This is a genomic window from Bradyrhizobium sp. USDA 4461 (assembly GCF_054055655.1).
Genome location: NZ_JBSRXM010000001.1, coordinates 1,572,758 through 1,592,408, shown reverse-complemented (window position 1 = coordinate 1,592,408; position 19,651 = coordinate 1,572,758). Strand labels below are relative to the sequence as shown.

Here is a 19,651-nt window from a genome sequence, read left to right as displayed (position 1 = left end):
CCTAGGCACGCAGCTCGACGCGGTCGACCGCGGAGAACTGGCCGAGGAAGTCAATCCTGTTGCTGACCTCGCGCTGCAGCGGCTGGCTGACTGTCACCGGAGGCGCCGGCGGTGCGACCGCTGCCGCCTTGTTGCCCCCATGGGGCGCGAAGCCGAAATAAACCGATCCGACGGCGAGTGCGATTGCCGCGACGATGACGCCGGTTCGCCAGCTGCGTCTGCGCGGTTGCCCTCCCGATCGATCGAGCGGCTCGCGTGCTACCTTCGTGTTGTCGGTGATCTGGTCCATGAGACGTCCGTCATTCTTTGCCTGGCCGCCCGAAGCCTGGCCGGGCGAGGCGCCGCCAACGGCAGGCTGAGCGTTGCGGCGCATCGGGTCGGTGTTGCCTGGTCACTGTCGTTGCCGGAGTGGAAAAATACCGCGCGGGGTTGATATCTGGAGCAAGCCCTCCAATATCTTCGGGGCGATATAACTTCGGGGAGGCGCCGTTCAAGGAATTTTGGAGCGATGACACCAAAAATAATCCAAGGGAAGAAAGCCAGGGACGACACCAGGGACGACACGGTCCGTAACCGCAAGGTGCGCAACCCAAAGCGCGGCCGAGGACGGCCTTTGGTCTTCGATCGCGCCGCCGCGCTGCAGGCTGCGATGAAGCTGTTCTGGGAACGCGGCTATGAAGGCACGTCGTTCGACGAGCTGATTGATGCGATGGGGATCAGCGCCTCGAGCTTCTACAATTCATTCGACAGTAAGGAAGCGCTGTATTGCGAAGCGACCAGCAGCTATCTCGACTGGGCGGGCAAATGGTTTCTCGCCATTCTCAATGATCCGTCGATCGACACCAGAACCGCATTCGCGCACTTGCTCGCGGCCACCGCAGACGAGTTCACGCGAGGCGATCACCCGCTTGGCTGCATGATCTCGCTGGCCGGGACGCATTGCTCGCCGGGAATGAAGAACATTCGTGAGATGATGGTCGAGCATCGCGCGTTCTCGGAAAGCGTGATGGCCGAGCGCATGCGCAGGGGCATTGCCAACGGCGATGTGCCGCCGGCGACCGATTGCGACATGCTGGCCGCCTATTACAGCGCGGTCGTTCGCGGCATGGCTGTCCAGGCGCGCGACGGAGCACCGCGCGAGAAGTTGGGCAAGATCGGCCGCTTGGCAATGCAGGCCTGGCCGCACGGCTAGGCGCCCGAGTGCAACCAGAAGACCGCGATCGGGCGCAATTGCACACCTGAGAGGATGTGAAGTTTTGTCCTCATCCATTGTTGTCGTCGCCCGGCTCGACCGGGCGACCCAGTACGCCGAGGCCTATCGGCTCAAGCACGGCCGCCTCTGGAATACTGGATCACCCGCATGCGCGGGTGATGACACTGAGCAAGCTGAGCAAGCCAATTCCGTCACCCCGAGACGCGCAATTGCGCACCTGAGAATCTCGAGGCCCCCGAACGGCGGCGGCGAGTTACGCCGCACGGATGTTCGACAGGAATCCGTCGATCTCCGAGCGCAGCACGTCGGCCTCGCGGCGCAGCGCGTCGGAGGCGTTGAGCACCTCGGCGGCAGCAGTGCCGGCCTCCGCCGAGGCGGTGGAGACGCCGACGATGTTGCTCGACACCTCGCTGGTGCCGCCCGCCGCATGCTGGATGTTGCGGGCGATCTCGCGGGTCGCGGCACCCTGTTCCTCGACCGCGGCGGCGATCGCGGTGGTGACGTCGTTGATCTCGCCGATCGTGCTCGAGATGTTGCGGATCGCGGAGACCGCCGTGGTCGTCACCTCCTGCATGCTGACGATCTGCTGGCGGATCTCCTCGGTCGCTTTCGCAGTCTGGCTCGCGAGGTTCTTGACCTCGGAGGCGACCACGGCAAAGCCGCGGCCGGCCTCGCCGGCACGCGCCGCCTCGATGGTGGCGTTGAGCGCCAGGAGGTTGGTCTGCGAGGCGATGGTCTGGATCAGGTCGACCACGACGCTGATCCGCGCGGCGTTGTCGGCGAGCCCCTGCATCGTGCTGTCGGTGGCGCTGGCTTCTTCCACCGCCTTGCGGGCGATCTCCGCCGAGGTGACGACCTGGCGGCCGATCTCCTGGATCGACGACGACAGTTCCTCGGTACCGGCCGATACGGTCTGGACGTTGACCGAGGTTTCCTCGGCGGCGGAGGCGACCGCGTTGACCAATGCGCTCGACTGGTCGGCGGTCGCCGACATGCTCTGCGCGGTCGACTGCATCGAGTTGGCGGCGGTCTGCAGGCTGCCGAGCGCGCTCTGCACGTTGGACTCGAACGCTGCGATCTGCGCCTCCATGCGCGAGGCGCGCTCGGCCTTGGCGGAGCGGTCCTTGTTCTGGTTGTCGGTGAGCTCGCGGCTCTCGATCATGCTCTCGCGGAACACCTGCAGCGCGTCGGCCATCACGGCGATCTCGTCGCGCTGCCGGCTCTGCGGGATCTCGGTGTCGAGGTCGCCGTCGGACAACAGCTGCATCGAGCGCTGCAAGCCGCGGATGCGGCGCAGGATGTTGCGCCCGACATAGAGCCAGACGAACAGGAATGAGCCGACCAGCGTCAGCGCGCCGAGGCCGATCATGACCGTGGTCGCGAGCGAGATCTGCTGCCGCGCCTGGAAGGTCGAGGCGTCGGTCTCCTTCTGCACGGCCTCGACCAGCTGCTGCACGCTGATGCCGAGCCCGACATTGAGCTTGCGGGTCTCTTCCAGGATGGTCTGGCCGTAATCGATCGAATCGAGCTCCTTCTGGCGGACCTTGAACACGCCGGTCTTGCCTTCGCCGAGCGCGAGCAGCTTCGCGGCGGTGTCGCGCACGGCGACGATCGCCGGATTGTTCGGCAGGTCCTCGAGGTTCGACTTGACGCGCTCGCGGCCGTTCTTGAACTCGGCCTCGATCGCATCGAGCGTCTCGCTGGATGTGGCCGACAGCGCCGCGGTCATGTCGGCGGCGATCAGATTGCTGACGGAGAGCACATTGCTGATCTGGCCGACGGTGCGGGCCGCTTCGGTGGCGTCGTCGGCGGAGACATCGGCCGAGGCGAGGATGGCGTTGAGCCGGGTCTGCGCGTCGAGCATCGCGGGCCCGGCGGCGGAGACGAAGGCGTTATGCGCCTTGCGCAGCGCATTGTACTGCTTGTCGCGCAGCGCCGCGATATCGAGCCGCTCATGCGCTGCCGAGATCAGGCTCTTGGTCGCCTCGTCGGTGTTCTTGACGTTCTCCTGCAGCGCGCTCACCACGGATTTGTCGGCGCCGAGCTCGATGATCTCGCCGAGCTTGGCATTGGTCTGCTGCGCGACCTCCTGCACCTTCTTGGTGCGTTCGGCCAAGGCATCCTCGCTCTGCACCGCGAGCAGGCCGGGACCCTGGGCGGCAAGCGAGGCGCTCTGCGCCGATAGTTGAAGGCTGGCGGCGAGCCGCGGAATGTCGCGGCCGGAGAGATCGCTCATGGTGCCGCCGAGCCGATGCAGCACGATGCCGGCGCCCGCGCTGATAACGAGCGCCATGCCTGCGATCACGGCGAAGGCCGCGAACAGGCTGCCCCTGACGCCCATCTGCGGCAGGCGGATGCGCTTGAGCTTTGGTTTGCCGAGCTTGAACGAAAACGCCATTGCCCCTGTACCCCCTGGCCAACTATCCCGGCCACTACTCTTGGATGTTTCCCCGGCGCGGGAGTATCGGTGCGGCGGGTTAACAAAATCGGGAAAATTGCGGCGAGCTGCGGGATTTTTCAGGGCCGCCGTGCACAGTCGCCGTTTCGGTTCGCTGTGCGAAATCGATGCACGCGATCGGACGCAGAAAAGGCCGGCGCGAGCCGGCCTCTCCACTCCTGGTTGTGACGGTCGGTCGTCTCAGTAGCGGCCGTAAGCGGGGCCGCCGAGATTGCCGAGATTGAAACGGTAGTTGAGGCCGGCCTTCACCGTGTGCTCGTCATTGTGGAAGCTGCCGTACTGCGCCAGCGCGCCCGGCGCGGTGAAGCGGCTGTCGCCGAAGTCGTAGTACTGATACTCGACCTTGGCCGACCAGTTCGGCGCGAACATGTATTCGGCGCCGCCGCCGATGGTCCAGCCGTTGCTGTGGTTGTCGGTCAGCGCGAAGCCGGCCGGCACGCCGCCCAGTGTCACCGACTCGTTGTTGTCGGAATAGGCGTAACCGCCCTTCACATAGATCAGGCCCGGACCCCAGGTGTAGCCGACGCGGCCGGTGATCGAGGCGATGCCGCGCTGGTTGTTGTTGTAGACGTAGCCACCCGGGAAGATGGCGTTGAGCTGATGGCCGCTGAGCCAGGAATACTGGCCTTCGAGGCCGATCACCCACATCGGCGACAGCTGCCAGTCGTAGCCGGCCTGCACGCCGCCCATGAAGCGGGCGTCGGAGTCGGACAGCGCGAGGCCGTTGAAATTGTTGTTGCCCGAGAACACGCCGCCGAGATGGCCGCCGAGATAGAAGCCGGTCCAGTTGTAGAGCGGCGCGGCGTACACGGGCGCGGGCGCCTTCTGGTAATAGCCGCGGTTGAAGTCGGCGGCGTGAGCGGTCGCGCCGAGGGCGGCCACGGTAGCAGCTGCGGCTGCGGTTGCGAGCAGGAACGTCTTCATGGGGCAGTCTCCGGACAAGTCATGAGGCGCAGCGTGAATGGCGCCATCCATGGTCGCTGGGTTAGCCCGCATTTGAATAAAATTTCTCACCGAACGACGGCTTGGCGCGTTAAGTCGCAGCCTTTGCGGCGAAACGTTTTGTTGTGCCTAACGAACGCTTAAGCCGGGATGACGGAAGGCTTAACGCGGCGTGCACGAGCGCGACTTCCGTTAACCAAGCCGATTCAATCAAAACTCATCCCGCCTTAGGCGAGCCGCTTGCGCACATCGTCGCGCATCTGCTCGCGGAACGCTGCGCGGCGCGCGGTGCGCTCCCCGACCGGAACGTCGTGGCGATCGAACACGTCGAACTCCTGCAGGATCGGATAGTGCTCGCTCGCCATCGCCAGCACGCGCAGCAGGCCGGCGACCTTCGGCGGCGGGCCGCTGACTTCCCATTTGCGCAGCTTCTCGGCGCCGCCGGCCGCGGGCAGCCCGCACAGTTTCGCCATGTCGGCGGCCGTCAGCTCACGGCCGAGCGCCTCGCCGAGATGTTTGCGCAATTTCCTTAATTCCGGGCCGGTCACGCTGAAGTCCGCATAAAGTGTGAAGTGAGTCACATGATGTGCTCGGAGCGCGGTCTATACGCCCTGCATGCATCTCAAGGAAACCATCATGCACGACATCATCGAAAGCCTCAGTCCCGAACACGGACAGATCGATTGGAAATGGGTCGGCAGTGTGTTCGCGTTCTACGTCGCGCTGATGATCGGTGGGGTCGGCGCGCTGCTCGCGCATTGATCCAGCGAACCGGACGAGGGCATTTGCTCGCCCCGGAGCGCCTTCACCTGCTGAAGGGCGAGCGTCAGTTTCATCTTCAATGAGCTGAGGCTTTGCCGCAGCCGCACATAGGCGACGCGGCTGAGCGGAAGGCTCAGGTCTCGCGCGAGCTCCTGGTATCTTTCGGCCAGATTTTGGTTGCCTTCAGCCAGGCTTTGATGGTTTCCGGCCAGCTTTTGGTAGTCTTCGGCCAGACTTTGGTAGTCTTCGACCAACCCCTGATAGTATTGGTTCAGGCGCTCATAGTGTCCGACCAATTCCAGATGGCCGTCGACCAGGTTGTCGTAGACCGGGACAACGTGCTCCTCGAGGTATTGGCCGCGGGCGACCCACTGAAGTCCTTTTGTGCTGATGGCTAGCTCCAGTGGGCCGAGCGTCTCAGGAAGCGTGCTGCGTGTGAGCCCGAGCCGTTGCGCTTCGTCGATGACGACCTGGTCAAATCGCTCGATCATCTGCTTGAACGTCCATGCAGGCGACAGGGCAACTTCGTAATACGCGCGATCGATTATCGATTGTGCCTTGGACGGATTTCGGATGATCGAGACCACTTCCGCCATGTTGCCGTGGTCGCGCCGGAGCGGTACGTAATGCTCCCACGGCCGTACCGCACCTGAATAGTCACCTTCATAGAGAATCATCAGGGTGCGAAGCGCGGCAGCTTCAAAAATGCGCGGAGAAACCACCCGGATGACGATCTTGCCGTCGTCGTCACCCAAAAATCTCTGTCTCACCACCTCGTGAGGGAGATCGGGATTTTCTGCGCAGAAGCGTTCGACGTCGACCTGGGTGTCCCCGGTGAAATCGATGAAGCTGACGCCGCTCTCCGTCCCGAGGACCGCCTTCGAGCTCGCGACAAAATCGACCCAGGAGCCGCCATAGATCCTGGACGTCTCGCTGGTGTCGATGTCGCAGACCAAGTTGTGCCGGGCTGCATCGGCGGCAAATCTGTCGGCAATTCGCCATTTTTCCTCGGCGAACGATCCGAGCCAGGCCGGCGCCTTGCGTGCGCGATACGAAACCTCGAGCGGGCGCGCCGCGTAGTCAGGCACGTCAATCGACAGCAAATGTTCGGGCACAAATCCCGTGAGCGTGTGCTCGAAGCGGACACCATCGAAATACGGGTCGCGGTAAATCTTTCGGGTCACGTCGGGATTCGTGACCGTGAAAATCACGCCGACCTGCAAATCGGCCAATGCAGCGTTTTGACGATCGATGAAGCGATATTCGTCCTGAATGAACGCGACCTTGACCCCCTTGAACCGTCTTATCTTGTCGCGGAAAGAGGCGGGAAGGTAGTTGTCCATCGAGATCACGATGGAATAGTGAAATACGATGCAGTCATAGGCATCGAGATCCGTTCCGATCGCCTCGAACGCCAGCGAATCCACAATCGTAAAATTGTGCCGACCATACTGGCGAAACGCACGAATATGGTCCGATACCGTATTGGTTTTCAGGGCTGCGGCGGCGCACAGCAGCAAAATGTTGTAGCGGGGGGAATGCACTCGGGGATTCTCGACCTGACTATCGGACTACATGACGCGAATATTTTGATTCTCTCAACTTACTTGCGACATTTGGTCATCAAATTTTCAAACTTTGCGCGCCACGCGCCCGGGGGCAAGTCCTGGCCCCAATCGCGGAGTTGCAACAAGAGTGGACCACGCCGGCAGCTCCCAGCCAGCATCGCGTGGCCGGGCCCAATTTCTTCAGTGGGTGACTGATGTGTCAGTGGAACGGGATGGTGCTGCCAGACAGGATTGAACTGTCGACCTCTCCATTACCAATGGAGTGCTCTACCACTGAGCTACGGCAGCATGCCCGGGAAAATTGAATCGGCCCCGAGGGCCCGTCCAAGCGGGCGGTTCTTGCCACAGGCCTCCCTTTCGCGCAAGCGAAACAGCGCCCTCACTGCCGGTGAAATGGGCAGAAATTGGCGTTCCGTCGAGTGATTCCGCCCAATCCGGTCGATTTGGGCTCGATTGGGTTCCCGATTCTACCGAAAGCTCCTGATCCGCCAAGCCGCCGAATCATGCCACCGGGTGCGCAACTGGCCGACCGGGCAGGGTGCGCGGGCATCCGCCATTGGCTATGGTCGTCTCGCGCAACGCGATAGCAGTTCGAGAGTTTGCAATGAGCGAGCAGGACAGAGGCGGCGGGCCGGCCGGAGCCCGCGTGAAGGATTCACGACAGGATCGCCTCAAGCTGGCACTGCGCGAAAACCTCAAGCGGCGGAAATCGCAGGCGCGCGGTCGTGACGATGCGGCCGCCTCCGAACTGGCCGACCGCTCGCCAGATGACGGCTCGCTGGACAACGCCGGCGAAAATGGGCCGGGCCGCTAATCCGACTCTTAGATGTGTGGTGCAACGAGAAGCGGGACGCCGAGATGGCTATCGATGAGACGACGATCAACCGGCTGAACGCCACCGCCTATGCCTTCCCGCGCCATGAGCAGACCTTTCCGACCCTGACCGCGCATGAGATCGAGCGGATGCGCCGCTTCGGCGAGCCGCGCTCGTATCAGGACGGCGAGGCGCTGTTCGAGACCGGCGCGCCGGGCCCCGGCATGTTCGTGGTGCTCTCGGGCAATGTCGCGATCACCCAGCGCGACGGTCTCGGCCATGTCACGCCGATCATCGACCAGGGGCCGGGGCAGTTTCTTGCCGAGATCGGCCAGCTCTCCGGCCGCCCGGCGCTGGTCGACGGCCATGCCGACGGTGCCGTCGAGACGCTGCTGCTGCCGCCCGAGCGGCTGCGCGCGCTGTTGGTCGCCGAGGCCGATCTCGGCGAGCGCATCATGCGCGCGCTGATCCTGCGCCGCGTCAGCCTGATCCAGGGCGGCGCCGGCGGGCCGGTGCTGATCGGCTCCGCTTCGGTCGGCAACATGGCGCCGCTGCAGAACTTCCTGGCGCGCAACGGCCAGCCGCATCACGTCCTCGATCCCGAGGCCGACAAGGATGCCGCCGACCTCGTCGCACGCTACTCGCCGACCCGCGCCGAGCTGCCGCTGGTGGTCTGTCCCAACGGCACCGTGCTGCGCAATCCCTCGGAGACCGCGCTGGCGATGGCGCTCGGCATGATCGGCAACGGCGCGCAGGACAAGCTCTACGATGTCGCCGTGGTCGGCAGCGGCCCGGCCGGGCTCGCCACCGCGGTCTATGCGGCCTCCGAAGGGCTGTCGGTCGCGGTGTTCGATTCCCGCGCCTTCGGCGGCCAGGCCGGCGCCAGCATGCGGATCGAGAACTATCTGGGCTTCCCGACCGGCATCTCCGGCCAGGCGCTGGCCGGCCGCGCCTTCAACCAGGCGCAGAAGTTCGGCGCCGAGATGCTGATCCCGGTCTCGATCAAATCGCTGGACTGCACGCAGGCGTCGGGTGCGTTCGCGCTTGCCACCGGATGCGGGCATACGCTGCGCGCCAGGTCGGTGGTGGTGGCCAGCGGCGCGCGCTATCGGAGGCCTCAGATCGACAATCTCGAGAGCTATGAGGGCCGCGGCGTCTGGTACTGGGCCTCGCCGATCGAGGCGCGGCTGTGCGCCAACCAGGACGTCGTGCTGGTCGGCGGCGGCAACTCCGGAGGCCAGGCCGCGGTGTATCTGTCGGCGCATGCGCGCCGGGTCAACATGATGATTCGCGGCGGAGGGCTCGGCGCCAGCATGTCGCGCTATCTGATCGAGCGCATCGAGGCGACGCCGAACATCGAATTGATGTTCAACACCGAGGTGGTCGGGCTCGACGGCGCGGAGACGCTGGAGCGGGTGCGCTGGCGCAGCCGGCTCGCACCCGACGAGTTCACCATGGACATCCGCAACCTCTTCCTGTTCGTCGGCGCCGATCCGGCGACCGGCTGGCTCGAGGGCTGCGGCGTGCAGGTCGACCGCGGCGGCTTCGTGGTGACCGGCGTGCAGAACGGCGAGGGCGCGCGCGCCGTGCCGCTGCTCGAGACCACGGTGCCCGGCGTGTTCGCGGTCGGTGATGTCCGCTCCGGCTCGGTCAAGCGCGTCGGCGGCGCGATCGGCGAAGGCGCCCAGGTCGTCGCCGCCCTGCACGGCTATCTCGCCGATGCGGGGAGTCCGTCGTTGTAGGGATTATTGATGCGCAAGCATAACGTTTCCCCGTCATCCTGAGAGCTTGTGACGGATTCGGCTCCTGCGGAGTTTTTGGCGGCTGTTCGTCGCAGCAATTGGCAGGTTTGAGTTCGAGTTCGGCGATGACCCGTTGTTTAGGCTCTGGAGAGGCGGTTGCCTTGCAGGATGTTGTTGACGAGGGCGTACCAGAGCACGACGGCACGGACCTTTTCGATGCCGCGCACGGTCAATTGCCGCAGGTCCCAATTGCGCCAGCGGGCATGGATGCACTCGCAGATCGACCGGGACCTGTATCGGGCCTTGCCCTCTTCGCTCGCCATTCGCGCACGCCAGGCCAACACCCCCGGACCGTCGCCGCGCCGCGGTAGATAGGGATCGGTACCGTGCTTGGATTGAGTGGGCGGACAAAAGATATCGATGCCCTCGGCATAGGCCCATTCGATGTCCTCGGCACTGCCAAAGCCGCCATCGACGAGATGGTCCTTGGGCAACCCTCCGGGCCGCGCACGCTGCCGCTCCAGCATGGGGCGCATCAGGCCGCGATCGGATCCGATGTTGCAAATTCTGGTGTCGACGACGATCTGCTCGCCGGCCACGCTCGTCACCTGCACGTTGTAGGCGGGGCGGAAGCCGCCGTTCGCCATCTTCATGACCCGTGCATAGGCGTCCGTCGTGGAGGCCCGCGGCTCCTTCGGCGTCTTGCCGTTGCCGCGACTTTCTTCGCGCTCCTTGCGCTGCTGCTTGATCTCGGCGAGCGCCGTCTGCGCCGCCTTCACCCGCGCGCTGCGTTCCCGCGCGGCCCGCTCCTTGGCTGCCCGGGCACGCTTATTGCTGGCGTCCGAGCGTGTGTCGACCTCGCGCTTGAGGTCTTCCACCACGGCCTCAGCCTGCGCCAAATGCTTATCCAGCGTCGCCTCGCGCCGGAACGAGGCGGCCCCGGCGCTGGCCCGGACCCGCATGCCATCCTGCGCCAAGGTCTCCAGATCGACGAGACCGGCCTTTGCCAACGCTGCCAGATGCTCACTGAGCAGTCGGTCAAGCAGATCGGCGTTGCCGACCCGGAAGTCCGCCAGCAGGTGATAGTTCACCGACACCCCGCCGCACAGCCAGCGATAGGCATCGTGGCTCTCGCACAGCCGCTCCAACGCCCGCGCGCTGCCAACGCCTTCGCTGGCGGCATAGAGCCACAGCGCCAGCAAAAGCCGGGGCGAGGTCGCGGGGTGACCGGGACGATCGCCGCGAGCCTTGATCCGGTCCTCCAACTCACTCAGATCAAGCTCTTCGACATAAGACCAGATCAGCCGCACCGGATGGTCTTCCCCGATCAGGCTCTCAATATCAACCGCTCGCAGCGCAATCTGGTCGCGCTGGGGCTCACGCAGCCGCGGAGCGCCGGGCAAGCCCGCTTCGACTGGTGGCTTCGCCTGCTCCGGCAGGTCCCCAAACAACTCATCGGCAGCCAACATCACCTCCCGCGAATCCATCATCGCCAGAGAATCACACCGCGCCGGCTTTCGGCTATAATGCTCGCTGAAACCCCAAAAAAATCACACCCTCTGAGGTGCGAGCGGAGCGAGCCTCGAAGGATGAATCGGCCACAGTGCGGCCGTGCATCCTTCGAGGCTCGCAAGAGCTCGCACCTCAGGATGACGGGCCAAACAGCGTGCGTGAGGCATATCTAAAGAGGCCAGAAATGACAAAAGGCTGCAGCCATATCGCAGGCATTCAGGACGTCACGCCGAGCGCGCTCGGCTGCGAGGAATGCCTGAAGAGCGGCAGCCGCTGGCTGCATTTGCGGATCTGCCGGACCTGCGGCCATGTCGGCTGCTGCGACGACTCGCCGAACCGGCATGCGACCGCGCATTTCCATGCCACCGGCCATCCCGTGATCGAGGGCTACGATCCGCCGGAGGGCTGGGGCTGGTGTTATGTCGACGAGGTGCTGTTCGACCTTTCGAAGCGCAAGACGCCGCATAACGGCCCGATCCCGCGCTATTATTGATTTCAACGTCCCAATCCGCGCACAGGTCGCTGCATCCGTGGGCGCGGGTCGATCAAAGCCGGCGCCGGAAAAATTTCGGATGAGATGCCGGCCATCCTGCCATCGAACCATGTAGCAATTTGCAAAGACGCATCGTAACGTGGTGCGGGTCCTCAACGGGGAGTGCGCCACATGTCGACGATCGTGCTTGTCCACGTCATCATCAGCCTGATCGCCATCGCCGCCGGTGTGATCGTGATGTTCGGCCTGCTCGGCTCGCGCGCGATGCCCGGCCTGACCTCGATCTTCCTCATCCTCACGATCCTGACCAACGCCACCGGCTTCGTGATCCCGCCGCTGGTGACCGAGAAGCTGCTGCCGTCGCACATCATCGGCGGCCTCTCGCTGGTGCTGCTCGCGATCGCCTGCATCGCGCTGTATGCGATGCGGCTTAACGGCGCCTGGCGCCCGATCTATATCGTGACCGCGATGGTCTCGCTCTATCTCAACGTCTTCGTGCTTGTCATCCAGAGCTTCCTCAAGGTGCCTGCGTTGCAGGCGCTGGCGCCGGCCGTGCCGCCGAACCCGCCGTCCGGGCCGGTATTCGCTGTCGTGCAGGGCATCGTGCTGGTGTTCTTCGCTTTGGTGATCATCGGCGCCTGGCGCCGGTTCAGGCCGGTTACGTTCGCCTGATCATTCTCGTCATTCCGGGGCGCGCGAAGCGCGAGCCCGGAATGACGCACGCAACAAGAGGAGCAATCAAATGCCCACCATCACCACCAAAGACGGCGTCGAGATCTTTTTCAAGGATTGGGGTTCGGGCCAGCCGATCGTGTTCAGCCATGGCTGGCCGCTGTCGTCGGACGACTGGGACGCGCAGATGCTGTTCTTCCTCAACCACGGCTTTCGCGTCATCGCCCATGACCGCCGCGGCCACGGCCGCTCCGCCCAGGTCGCCGACGGTCATGACATGGACCATTATGCCGACGACCTCGCGGCGGTCACCGCGCATCTCGACCTGAAGAATGCGGTCCATGTCGGCCATTCCACCGGCGGTGGCGAGGTCGTGCACTACATTGCGCGCCACGGCGAGAGCCGGGTGGCGAAGGCCGCCATCATCGCGGCCGTGCCGCCCTTGATGGTGCAGACGCCGGCCAATCCCGGCGGCCTGCCGAAATCGGTGTTCGACGGCTTGCAGGCCCAGGTCGCGGCCAACCGCTCGCAATTCTACCGCGATCTGCCGGCCGGGCCGTTCTACGGCTACAACCGGCCCGGTGCGAAACCGTCGGAAGCGGTGATCCAGAACTGGTGGCGGCAGGGCATGATGGGCGGCGCGAAAGCGCATTACGACGGCATCGTCGCCTTCTCGCAGACCGACTTCACCGAGGACCTGAAGAAGATCAACGTCCCGGTGCTGGTGATGCATGGCGACGACGACCAGATCGTGCCCTATGCCGATTCCGGCCCGCTCTCGGCCAAGCTTCTGAAGAACGGCACGCTGAAGACCTACAAGGGCTTTCCGCACGGCATGCCGACCACCGAAGCCGAGACGATCAACGCCGACCTGCTGGCGTTCATCAAGGGCTGAGACAGAGTTGCGTTCTGCGTTGCGCATCTCACCATCGCGCAGTTTCACCGACGTCCAAGTGAGGAAGCCACCAGCGGTAGGGTTCCCTTCCCCCTTGCGGGGGAGGGTTAGGGAGAGGGGGTGGCCACACGGCACGCTCTCTCGAACTGGCTGTTCGACTATGCAACCGAGATTGCGAAGCCGATCGTTTCGTTACGCTTCTCGCCCGGGGCTTACCCCACTCCCCAACCCTCCCCCGCGAGGGGCCCGCAAGGGGGGAGGGAGCTTGAAGAGCGTGCTCACCTCACCTGTCTCGCGCGCAACTCCGGTTCCTCCGACGCGATTATCTCAAGGCGACCTGCTACCTCCTCGGCCGCAAGGCGTTATAACCACCGTCATGTCGCCACCCGCGCCGCTGAAACTGATCGCCCTCGATGCCGATGACCTCGCGGTGATCTCGGCCCATGTCCAGGACGCCCGCGTCCAGGCTGCCGACATCGTCTGGCGCCAGGACGAGAAGCGCCTGGTGGTCGGCCTGAACCGGCTCGACTGGGAACAGACCCTGTCCGGCGGCACCTGCTCGCGCCGGCTGATTGCCGCGCTCCGGTTCGACCGGGTGCTGGCATGCAAGGCGCGCAATATCGACCCCGAGGCCCCGGAGGCCACCCTGGAACTGCTCGGGATCGAATTCCATGCCTCCGACCCGCCTGGCGGCAGCGCGCTGCTGATGTTCGGCCAGGGTGCGGCGCTCCGGCTCGATGTCGAGTGCCTGGAGTGCGAACTGACCGATCTCGGGGAAGACGACCTCGGCGTGGTGCCGGGGTAAATCCTGTCGTCCCGGCCTTCGCCGGGACGACGCCAATTTTCAGCGCTCCCGAAGGGTTGACGGCCATTATCCGCCGCGCCATTGAGCAGGGAGCTGAATTCCACCTAAGAAAGCCGTCATGCCCGTTCGCCTGGACCGACAGAGCGCCGATTTCGACCAGCGTTTCCGCGAATTCCTGGCGGCCAAGCGCGAGGTCTCGGCCGACGTCGAACGCGCCACCCGTGCCATCGTCGACGACGTGGCGGCCCGCGGCGATGCGGCGCTGCTCGAGGCGACCAGGAAGTTCGACCGGCTCGAACTCGACGCCGCCGGCCTGCGCATCACGGCGGCCGAGATCGACGCCGCGGTCGCAGCCTGCGACCCCGAAACCGTTGAGGCGCTCAAATTCGCGCGCGACCGGATCGAGACCTTCCACCGCCGCCAGCTGCCGAAGGACGAGCGGTTCACCGATGCCGAAGGCGTCGAGCTCGGCTGGCGCTGGAGCGCGGTCGATGCGGTCGGGCTCTACGTGCCCGGTGGGACCGCGGCCTATCCGTCCTCGGTGCTGATGAATGCGGTGCCGGCCAAGGTCGCCGGCGTGCCGCGGGTGGTCATGGTGGTGCCGGCGCCGGACGGCAAGCTCAACCCGCTGGTGCTGGCGGCAGCCCATCTCGGCGGCGTCTCGGAGATCTACCGCGTCGGCGGCGCCCAGGCGGTGGCCGCGTTGGCCTATGGCACGGCGACGATCGCGCCGGTGGCAAAGATCGTCGGTCCCGGCAATGCCTATGTCGCCGCCGCCAAGCGGCTGGTGTTCGGCAAGGTCGGCATCGACATGATCGCCGGGCCCTCCGAGGTGCTGGTGATCGCGGACGACACCTCCAACGCCGACTGGATCGCCGCCGATCTGCTGGCGCAGGCCGAGCACGACGTCAGTGCGCAGTCGATCCTGATCACCGACAGCGCGCGGCTCGCCGCCGATGTCGAGCGCGCGGTCGAGGCGCAGCTGGCGACGCTGCCGCGGGCCGAGATCGCCCGCACGTCGTGGAATGAATTCGGCGCCGTGATCAAGGTCGCCAAGCTCGACGACGCGGTGGAGCTCGCCAATGCGATCGCGGCCGAGCATTTGGAGATCATGACCGCGGACGCAGAGGGCCTGTCGAAAAAGGTCCGCAACGCCGGCGCGATCTTCCTCGGGGCCCATACCCCGGAGGCGATCGGCGACTATGTCGGCGGCTCCAATCACGTGCTGCCGACCGCGCGCTCGGCGCGGTTCTCCTCGGGGCTCGGGGTGCTTGACTTCATGAAGCGAACCTCGATCCTGAGGTGCGGGCCGGATCAGCTTCGTGCGCTCGGACCCGCCGCGATGACGCTCGGCCAGGCCGAGGGTCTCGATGCCCACTCACGTTCCGTCGGATTGCGCCTCAACCTCTCATGAACAAGCCGCCAGACGACGAGGATTCCAACAATCGCATCGTCGCGGTGACGCTCGACGAGGAATCGATCGGCCGTTCCGGGCCGGACATCGAGCATGAGCGGGCGATCGCGATCTATGACCTGGTCGAGCAGAATCTGTTCGCACCCGAAGGCGCCGCGGCCGGGCCCTACACCCTGCATATCGCGATCACCGGCAACCGGCTGATGTTCGATATCCGGAAAGAGGACGGCACGCCGGTGGTGGCGCATCTGTTGTCGCTGACGCCGTTCCGCCGCGTCGTGAAGGACTACTTCATGATCTGCGACAGCTATTACCAGGCGATCCGGACCGCGACGCCGGACAAGATCGAGGCGATCGACATGGGCCGCCGCGGCATCCATGACGAGGGCTCGCGCACGTTGCAGGAGCGGCTCAAGGGCAAGGTGCGGGTCGATTTCGAGACCGCGCGACGGCTGTTCACGCTCATCACCGTGCTGCACTGGAAGGGCGAGGGCGGATGATCGGTGATGCGATGATGGACGGGGTTTTGCCCCGGCCAAAAAAAGCCTGATCGCATGGAAGCGCCGCGCGCGCGCAACCCTCAGGCCGTGCTGTTCGCATGCGGCCACAACGCCGTGCGCTCGCCGATGGCCGAAAGCCTGCTGCAGCAGATGTTTCCGCAGGGCGTCTACGTCCGTTCCGCCGGCGTCAAGAAGGGCGAGCTCGATCCGTTCGCGGTCGCGGTGATGGCCGAGTTCGGCCAGGACATTTCCGGCCACAAGCCGCAGACCTTCGAGGAACTCGAGGACTGGGAGGGGTTGAATTTCGACCTCATCATCACGCTGTCGCCGGAGGCGCACCACAAGGCGCTGGATCTGACCCGGACGCTCGCCGCCGAGGTCGAATACTGGCCCACCGTCGATCCGACCGGCACCGGCGGCAATCGCGAGCAGAAGCTCGCCGCCTATCGCGAGGTCTGCGACGGCCTGTTGCTGCGCATCCGCCGCCGTTTTGCCAAGGCGGGCGCTGCCAATCTGTGAGGCCCGGTCGAGGTGAAGGGGGCGCCGGGTGTTCCGATTGGCAGAACCGCGCCTTGTCGCCAGACTGACAAACGACTGTGCTTATGGGGCCTTGTCTTCAAGGGGGCGTGCGATTCGCAAGCCGGTTCCAAGGTTGTGCATCCATGCCCCATCCGATAGGTTCCGCCCGCGTCCGTCCCCCCGATTCAGCCCAAAAGCCCGCATGCTAGGCCGTCCCAAATTCGTTCTTGCTTCCGGTTCGCCGCGGCGGCTGGCCCTGCTCAACCAGGCCGGCATCGAGCCCGACGCGTTGCGCCCGGCCGACGTCGACGAGACCCCGCGGCGGGGCGAGCTGCCGCGCGCCTGCGCCAACCGCCTGGCGCGTGCGAAAGCGGACGCGGCGCTGAAATCGGTGCAGCTCGACGACGATTTGCGCGGCTCCTTCATCATTGCCGCCGACACCGTGGTCGCGGTCGGCCGCCGCATCCTGCCCAAGGCCAATCTGGTCGACGAGGCCGCGCAGTGCCTGCGGCTGCTGTCGGGCCGCAACCACCGCGTCTACACCGCGATCTGCGTGGTGACGCCGCGCGAGGCGTTCCGCCAGCGCCTGGTCGAGACCCGCGTGCGCTTCAAGCGCCTCAGCGAGGACGACATCCAAGCCTATATCGGCTCCGGCGAATGGCGCGGCAAGGCCGGCGGCTATGCCGTGCAGGGCATCGCCGGATCCTTCGTGGTCAAGATGGTCGGCTCCTACACCAACGTGGTCGGCCTGCCGCTCTACGAGACCGTGACCCTGCTCGGCGGCGAAGGTTTCCCAATCCGCCACGGCTGGCTCAACACGGCCACGGTGTGAGATTCGTTGCCGCATCGGTGGTGCACCTCTCCCCTTGTGGGAGAGGTCGGAATTCAAGCGATAGCTTGAATTCCGGGTGAGGGGTCGGTTTCCGCGGATGGAGACCCCTCATCCGTCGCGGACTGCGTCCGCGCCACCTTCTCCCACAAGGGGAGAAGGGAAAGGGGACCGGGGTGAGAGCGGAACACGAGACCGCCTTCTCGATTGCCTGATAGTGTACGCTCCGCTTCAGCCATGACCGACCAACCCCCAACGCCCCCGGCCACGCCGCGCGCCTGCCCGATCTGCGGCAAGCCCGTCGAACAGGCTTTCCGCCCGTTCTGCTCGCCACGCTGCCGCGACGTCGACCTCAACCGCTGGCTGACCGGCCGCTACGTCGTTCCCGGCCGCGAGGACGACGCGGAAGACCCGGAATAGCCAAGATTTCCCAACAAGTTGGGGAAACGTTCAGGTGCGGGCCGCGCCCGGCGAAGCGTTTCGCGAAGCCGGGTGGACACGGCGCCCCGACCTCTCTATAAACCGCCCGCTCGCACCGGCCTTTCAGGCCCCGCGAGTATGCCCAGGTAGCTCAGTTGGTAGAGCATGCGACTGAAAATCGCAGTGTCGGTGGTTCGATCCCGCCCCTGGGCACCACGGCTCTCCTAAGGGCCTGATATCCAAAGCAATTCAGCAATTTCAGCGGCTTGACGCTACCTCGTTGGTACAAACAGGTGGTACAATGCCGCTCGCAATGTCACGTCCTTGGAAGCACCCGAAAACGGGGATCTATCAGCTCCGAAAAGTCGTACCCGACGACCTGCGCAAGCTTATCGGCAAGCGCGAGGAGAAGGTCAGCCTTCAGACCCGCGATCCCGCCGAGGCGAAGGTGCGGCACGCCAAGGCGCTCGCGGAGTTGGAGGCTCGGTGGGCCAACTTGCGAACAGGTCCGAAGTCGCTGACCGAGCGTGAGGCGCACGAACTGGCGGTCGTTGCCCATGATCGCTGGCTAGACATGCATCTAGACAATCCAAGCCAACAAGCCTTTTGGGATATCGAACTCGGGGACCGCGTCTTTGGACCGTCGAAGCGGCTCACCTCGACCGAACTGGATCATCTGTTCGACCTCTCAACCATCGCGATTGATGATGCCGCGACAAAAATCTTCCGAATGGAAGAATGGTGCTTGCAGGCGGCAGACGACTGCCTTTCGCAACGCGGACTTGTTGTTGATGATCAGAGCCGACGAACTCTGGCTCGCGCTGTCGCCGCGGCGGTTCAACGCGCGAGCGTGACCCTGTCGAGGATGGCCAAGGGCGAGTTTGTAGTCTCTCCGCTCTTCTCACTTGCTGGTATGACCTCCTCGCCGTCAATTCCGCTCGCACCGCGGCGAGCTGTCTCCTTCCAGGATCTGCTGGATGGTTGGAAGGCTGAGCGACGGCCGGTCGCCAAAACTGTCTACGAATGGTCACGCGTGATCCGAGAACTTGAGAAGTATCTCGGTCACAGTGACGCTCATCAGGTCACTGGCGACAACCTCGTCGAGTGGAAGCGTTCATTGGTTGCCGCCGGCCTCCGCGGAAAGACCATTCAAGGCTCAAAGCTGTCACCTGTGCGGGCGATTTTGCAGTGGGGCGTTCAAAACAAACTGGTCCCGTCCAATGCCGCTGACGGCATCTCGCTGGAAGTCAAAAGCAAGCAGGGAGAGAAGAAGCGGAGCTTCACCGACGAGGAAGCGAAGATCATTCTTCGGGCGGCTCTGTCCGAACGGGATCCCGTCAAACGGTGGGTGCCCTGGATCGGCGCTTACACGGGAGCTCGCCTCTCGGAAATCTGCCAGCTGCGCTTCGAGGACGTCCTCCAAATCGAGGGCATCTGGTGCATGAAATTTGCTCCAGAAGCAGGGTCCCTGAAGACCTCGGGCTCTGAGCGCATCGTCCCCGTTCATCCCGCTCTCAGTGAGAGCGGACTGCTGAACTACGTTACTCAGGTGAAGTCCGGACCCCTCTTTGCCGATCTCTCGCCCGATAAGTTCGGCAAGCGCGGTGGCAACGGCACGAAAATGATCGGGCGCTTCGTACGTCAGCTCGGATTGAAGGATCCACGACTGTCACCGAGCCACTCCTGGCGTCATCGGATCAGAACGCTGGGGCGCAAGCATGGGCTTGCTCGAGATATTCTCGATGCGATTACAGGACACGGCCTGAAGGCGGTTGCAGATTCATACGGAGAATTTCCAGTGGATGCGCTCTATCGAGAGCTCTGTAAGATACCCGGTCTTGAGTTGAAATCGCATGAGCGGAGAGTGCGCGATGTGGCCGCAAGCTGACGGTGCACCCTCGAATGAAACCTATCCGGTTGTCATTATCGGCGCGGGGCCCGCGGGACTTGCCGCTGGCCTCGCTTGCAAGGATGCTGGCCTAGACTTTTGTGTAGTCGATACTGGCAAATCGCTGGCTGGGCGCAATCACGAGTCCTCCGCTGATCTCGGTCACGGCACTGGGGGCGCGGGTCTCTTTTCGGATGGTAAGTTT

The 19,651-nt window shown here is 64.5% G+C and carries 20 protein-coding genes, 2 tRNA genes and 1 pseudogene; 16 read left to right on the top strand and 7 right to left on the bottom strand.

What is annotated here, in order from left to right; genetic code table 11:
- Position 1 precedes the first annotated feature (1 nt).
- Positions 2–289, bottom strand: coding sequence for a hypothetical protein (locus ACVINW_RS07550; RefSeq protein ID WP_456750714.1), 288 nt, complete (start codon positions 287–289; stop codon positions 2–4).
- Positions 290–613: 324 nt separating this feature from the next.
- Between ACVINW_RS07550 and ACVINW_RS07545 the strand changes: the two genes are divergently transcribed.
- Positions 614–1,192, top strand: coding sequence for a TetR/AcrR family transcriptional regulator (locus tag ACVINW_RS07545; RefSeq protein WP_456750713.1), 579 nt, complete (start codon positions 614–616; stop codon positions 1,190–1,192).
- Between the two features lie 274 nt (positions 1,193–1,466).
- On the opposite strand, the gene ACVINW_RS07540 is transcribed toward ACVINW_RS07545, so the two are convergent.
- The 3 genes from ACVINW_RS07540 to ACVINW_RS07530 all read right to left on the bottom strand — a co-directional run bounded on the left by ACVINW_RS07540 (position 1,467) and on the right by ACVINW_RS07530 (position 5,137).
- Complete coding sequence (locus tag ACVINW_RS07540) at positions 1,467–3,611, bottom strand: methyl-accepting chemotaxis protein (RefSeq protein WP_456750712.1); 2,145 nt, start codon at positions 3,609–3,611, stop codon at positions 1,467–1,469.
- A gap of 240 nt (positions 3,612–3,851) precedes the next feature.
- Positions 3,852–4,595: an outer membrane protein gene (locus ACVINW_RS07535; RefSeq protein ID WP_456750711.1), complete on the bottom strand. Its 744-nt coding sequence runs from the start codon at positions 4,593–4,595 to the stop codon at positions 3,852–3,854.
- A gap of 245 nt (positions 4,596–4,840) precedes the next feature.
- Entirely contained in the window at positions 4,841–5,137 is a 297-nt protein-coding gene (locus ACVINW_RS07530) for a hypothetical protein (RefSeq protein WP_456750710.1), read from the bottom strand.
- Between the two features lie 112 nt (positions 5,138–5,249).
- Between ACVINW_RS07530 and ACVINW_RS07525 the strand changes: the two genes are divergently transcribed.
- On the top strand, positions 5,250–5,375 hold the full coding sequence (locus tag ACVINW_RS07525) for a hypothetical protein (RefSeq protein WP_456750709.1): 126 nt from the start codon (positions 5,250–5,252) through the stop codon (positions 5,373–5,375).
- On the opposite strand, the gene ACVINW_RS07520 is transcribed toward ACVINW_RS07525, so the two are convergent.
- Both ACVINW_RS07520 and ACVINW_RS07515 read right to left on the bottom strand, forming a co-directional pair.
- Positions 5,327–6,919 carry a hypothetical protein gene (locus tag ACVINW_RS07520; protein ID WP_456750708.1) on the bottom strand — a complete coding sequence of 531 codons (1,593 nt, stop codon included), beginning with the start codon at positions 6,917–6,919 and terminating at the stop codon, positions 5,327–5,329. The two genes, ACVINW_RS07525 and ACVINW_RS07520, sit on opposite strands and share 49 nt — an antisense overlap.
- 237 nt (positions 6,920–7,156) lie before the next feature.
- A tRNA-Thr gene (locus ACVINW_RS07515) sits at positions 7,157–7,231 on the bottom strand.
- 316 nt (positions 7,232–7,547) lie between these two features.
- On the opposite strand from ACVINW_RS07515, the gene ACVINW_RS07510 reads away from it, so the two are divergent.
- The gene (locus ACVINW_RS07510) at positions 7,548–7,757 is read left to right on the top strand and encodes a hypothetical protein (RefSeq protein WP_456750707.1); all 210 of its coding nucleotides are present in this window, start codon (positions 7,548–7,550) and stop codon (positions 7,755–7,757) included.
- A 44-nt stretch (positions 7,758–7,801) separates the two neighbouring features.
- The gene (locus ACVINW_RS07505) at positions 7,802–9,499 is read left to right on the top strand and encodes an FAD-dependent oxidoreductase (protein ID WP_456750706.1); all 1,698 of its coding nucleotides are present in this window, start codon (positions 7,802–7,804) and stop codon (positions 9,497–9,499) included.
- Positions 9,500–9,636: 137 nt separating this feature from the next.
- Here the strand turns inward: ACVINW_RS07505 and ACVINW_RS07500 are convergent, their stop codons facing one another.
- Positions 9,637–10,968: an IS1182 family transposase gene (locus tag ACVINW_RS07500; protein WP_456756305.1), complete on the bottom strand. Its 1,332-nt coding sequence runs from the start codon at positions 10,966–10,968 to the stop codon at positions 9,637–9,639.
- Positions 10,969–11,195: 227 nt separating this feature from the next.
- Here ACVINW_RS07500 and ACVINW_RS07495 point away from each other — a divergent pair, with 227 nt between their 5' ends.
- The 12 genes and pseudogenes from ACVINW_RS07495 to ACVINW_RS07440 form a co-directional block, all read left to right on the top strand.
- Complete coding sequence (locus tag ACVINW_RS07495; RefSeq protein ID WP_207833514.1) at positions 11,196–11,504, top strand: UBP-type zinc finger domain-containing protein; 309 nt, start codon at positions 11,196–11,198, stop codon at positions 11,502–11,504.
- Between the two features lie 171 nt (positions 11,505–11,675).
- Entirely contained in the window at positions 11,676–12,176 is a 501-nt protein-coding gene (locus ACVINW_RS07490; RefSeq protein WP_456750705.1) for a hypothetical protein, read from the top strand.
- Positions 12,177–12,246: 70 nt separating this feature from the next.
- Positions 12,247–13,071 (top strand): alpha/beta fold hydrolase, encoded by an 825-nt coding sequence (locus tag ACVINW_RS07485; protein WP_456750704.1) that lies wholly within the window; start codon positions 12,247–12,249, stop codon positions 13,069–13,071.
- Positions 13,072–13,447: 376 nt separating this feature from the next.
- Positions 13,448–13,876 (top strand): DUF2948 family protein, encoded by a 429-nt coding sequence (locus tag ACVINW_RS07480; RefSeq protein WP_456750703.1) that lies wholly within the window; start codon positions 13,448–13,450, stop codon positions 13,874–13,876.
- A gap of 118 nt (positions 13,877–13,994) precedes the next feature.
- On the top strand, positions 13,995–15,290 hold the full coding sequence (hisD, locus tag ACVINW_RS07475; RefSeq protein ID WP_456750702.1) for a histidinol dehydrogenase: 1,296 nt from the start codon (positions 13,995–13,997) through the stop codon (positions 15,288–15,290).
- Positions 15,287–15,790 (top strand): UPF0262 family protein, encoded by a 504-nt coding sequence (locus ACVINW_RS07470; protein WP_456750701.1) that lies wholly within the window; start codon positions 15,287–15,289, stop codon positions 15,788–15,790. The genes hisD and ACVINW_RS07470 overlap by 4 nt, the downstream gene beginning before the upstream one ends.
- Before the next feature lie 54 nt (positions 15,791–15,844).
- Positions 15,845–16,309 carry an arsenate-mycothiol transferase ArsC gene (locus ACVINW_RS07465; RefSeq protein ID WP_456750700.1) on the top strand — a complete coding sequence of 155 codons (465 nt, stop codon included), beginning with the start codon at positions 15,845–15,847 and terminating at the stop codon, positions 16,307–16,309.
- Positions 16,310–16,511: 202 nt separating this feature from the next.
- Entirely contained in the window at positions 16,512–17,141 is a 630-nt protein-coding gene (locus ACVINW_RS07460; RefSeq protein WP_456750699.1) for a Maf-like protein, read from the top strand.
- A gap of 234 nt (positions 17,142–17,375) precedes the next feature.
- Positions 17,376–17,558, top strand: a complete 183-nt coding sequence (yacG, locus tag ACVINW_RS07455; RefSeq protein WP_456750698.1) for a DNA gyrase inhibitor YacG — start codon at positions 17,376–17,378, stop codon at positions 17,556–17,558.
- Between the two features lie 140 nt (positions 17,559–17,698).
- A tRNA-Phe gene (locus ACVINW_RS07450) sits at positions 17,699–17,774 on the top strand.
- 85 nt (positions 17,775–17,859) lie between these two features.
- A complete protein-coding gene (locus tag ACVINW_RS07445; protein ID WP_456750697.1) occupies positions 17,860–19,446 on the top strand; it encodes a DUF6538 domain-containing protein in 1,587 nt (528 codons plus the stop codon).
- Positions 19,412–19,582 (top strand): annotated as a pseudogene (locus ACVINW_RS07440) (NAD(P)-binding domain-containing protein); the annotation flags it as partial. The gene ACVINW_RS07445 and the pseudogene ACVINW_RS07440, both read left to right, overlap by 35 nt.
- Positions 19,583–19,651: the final 69 nt, after the last annotated feature.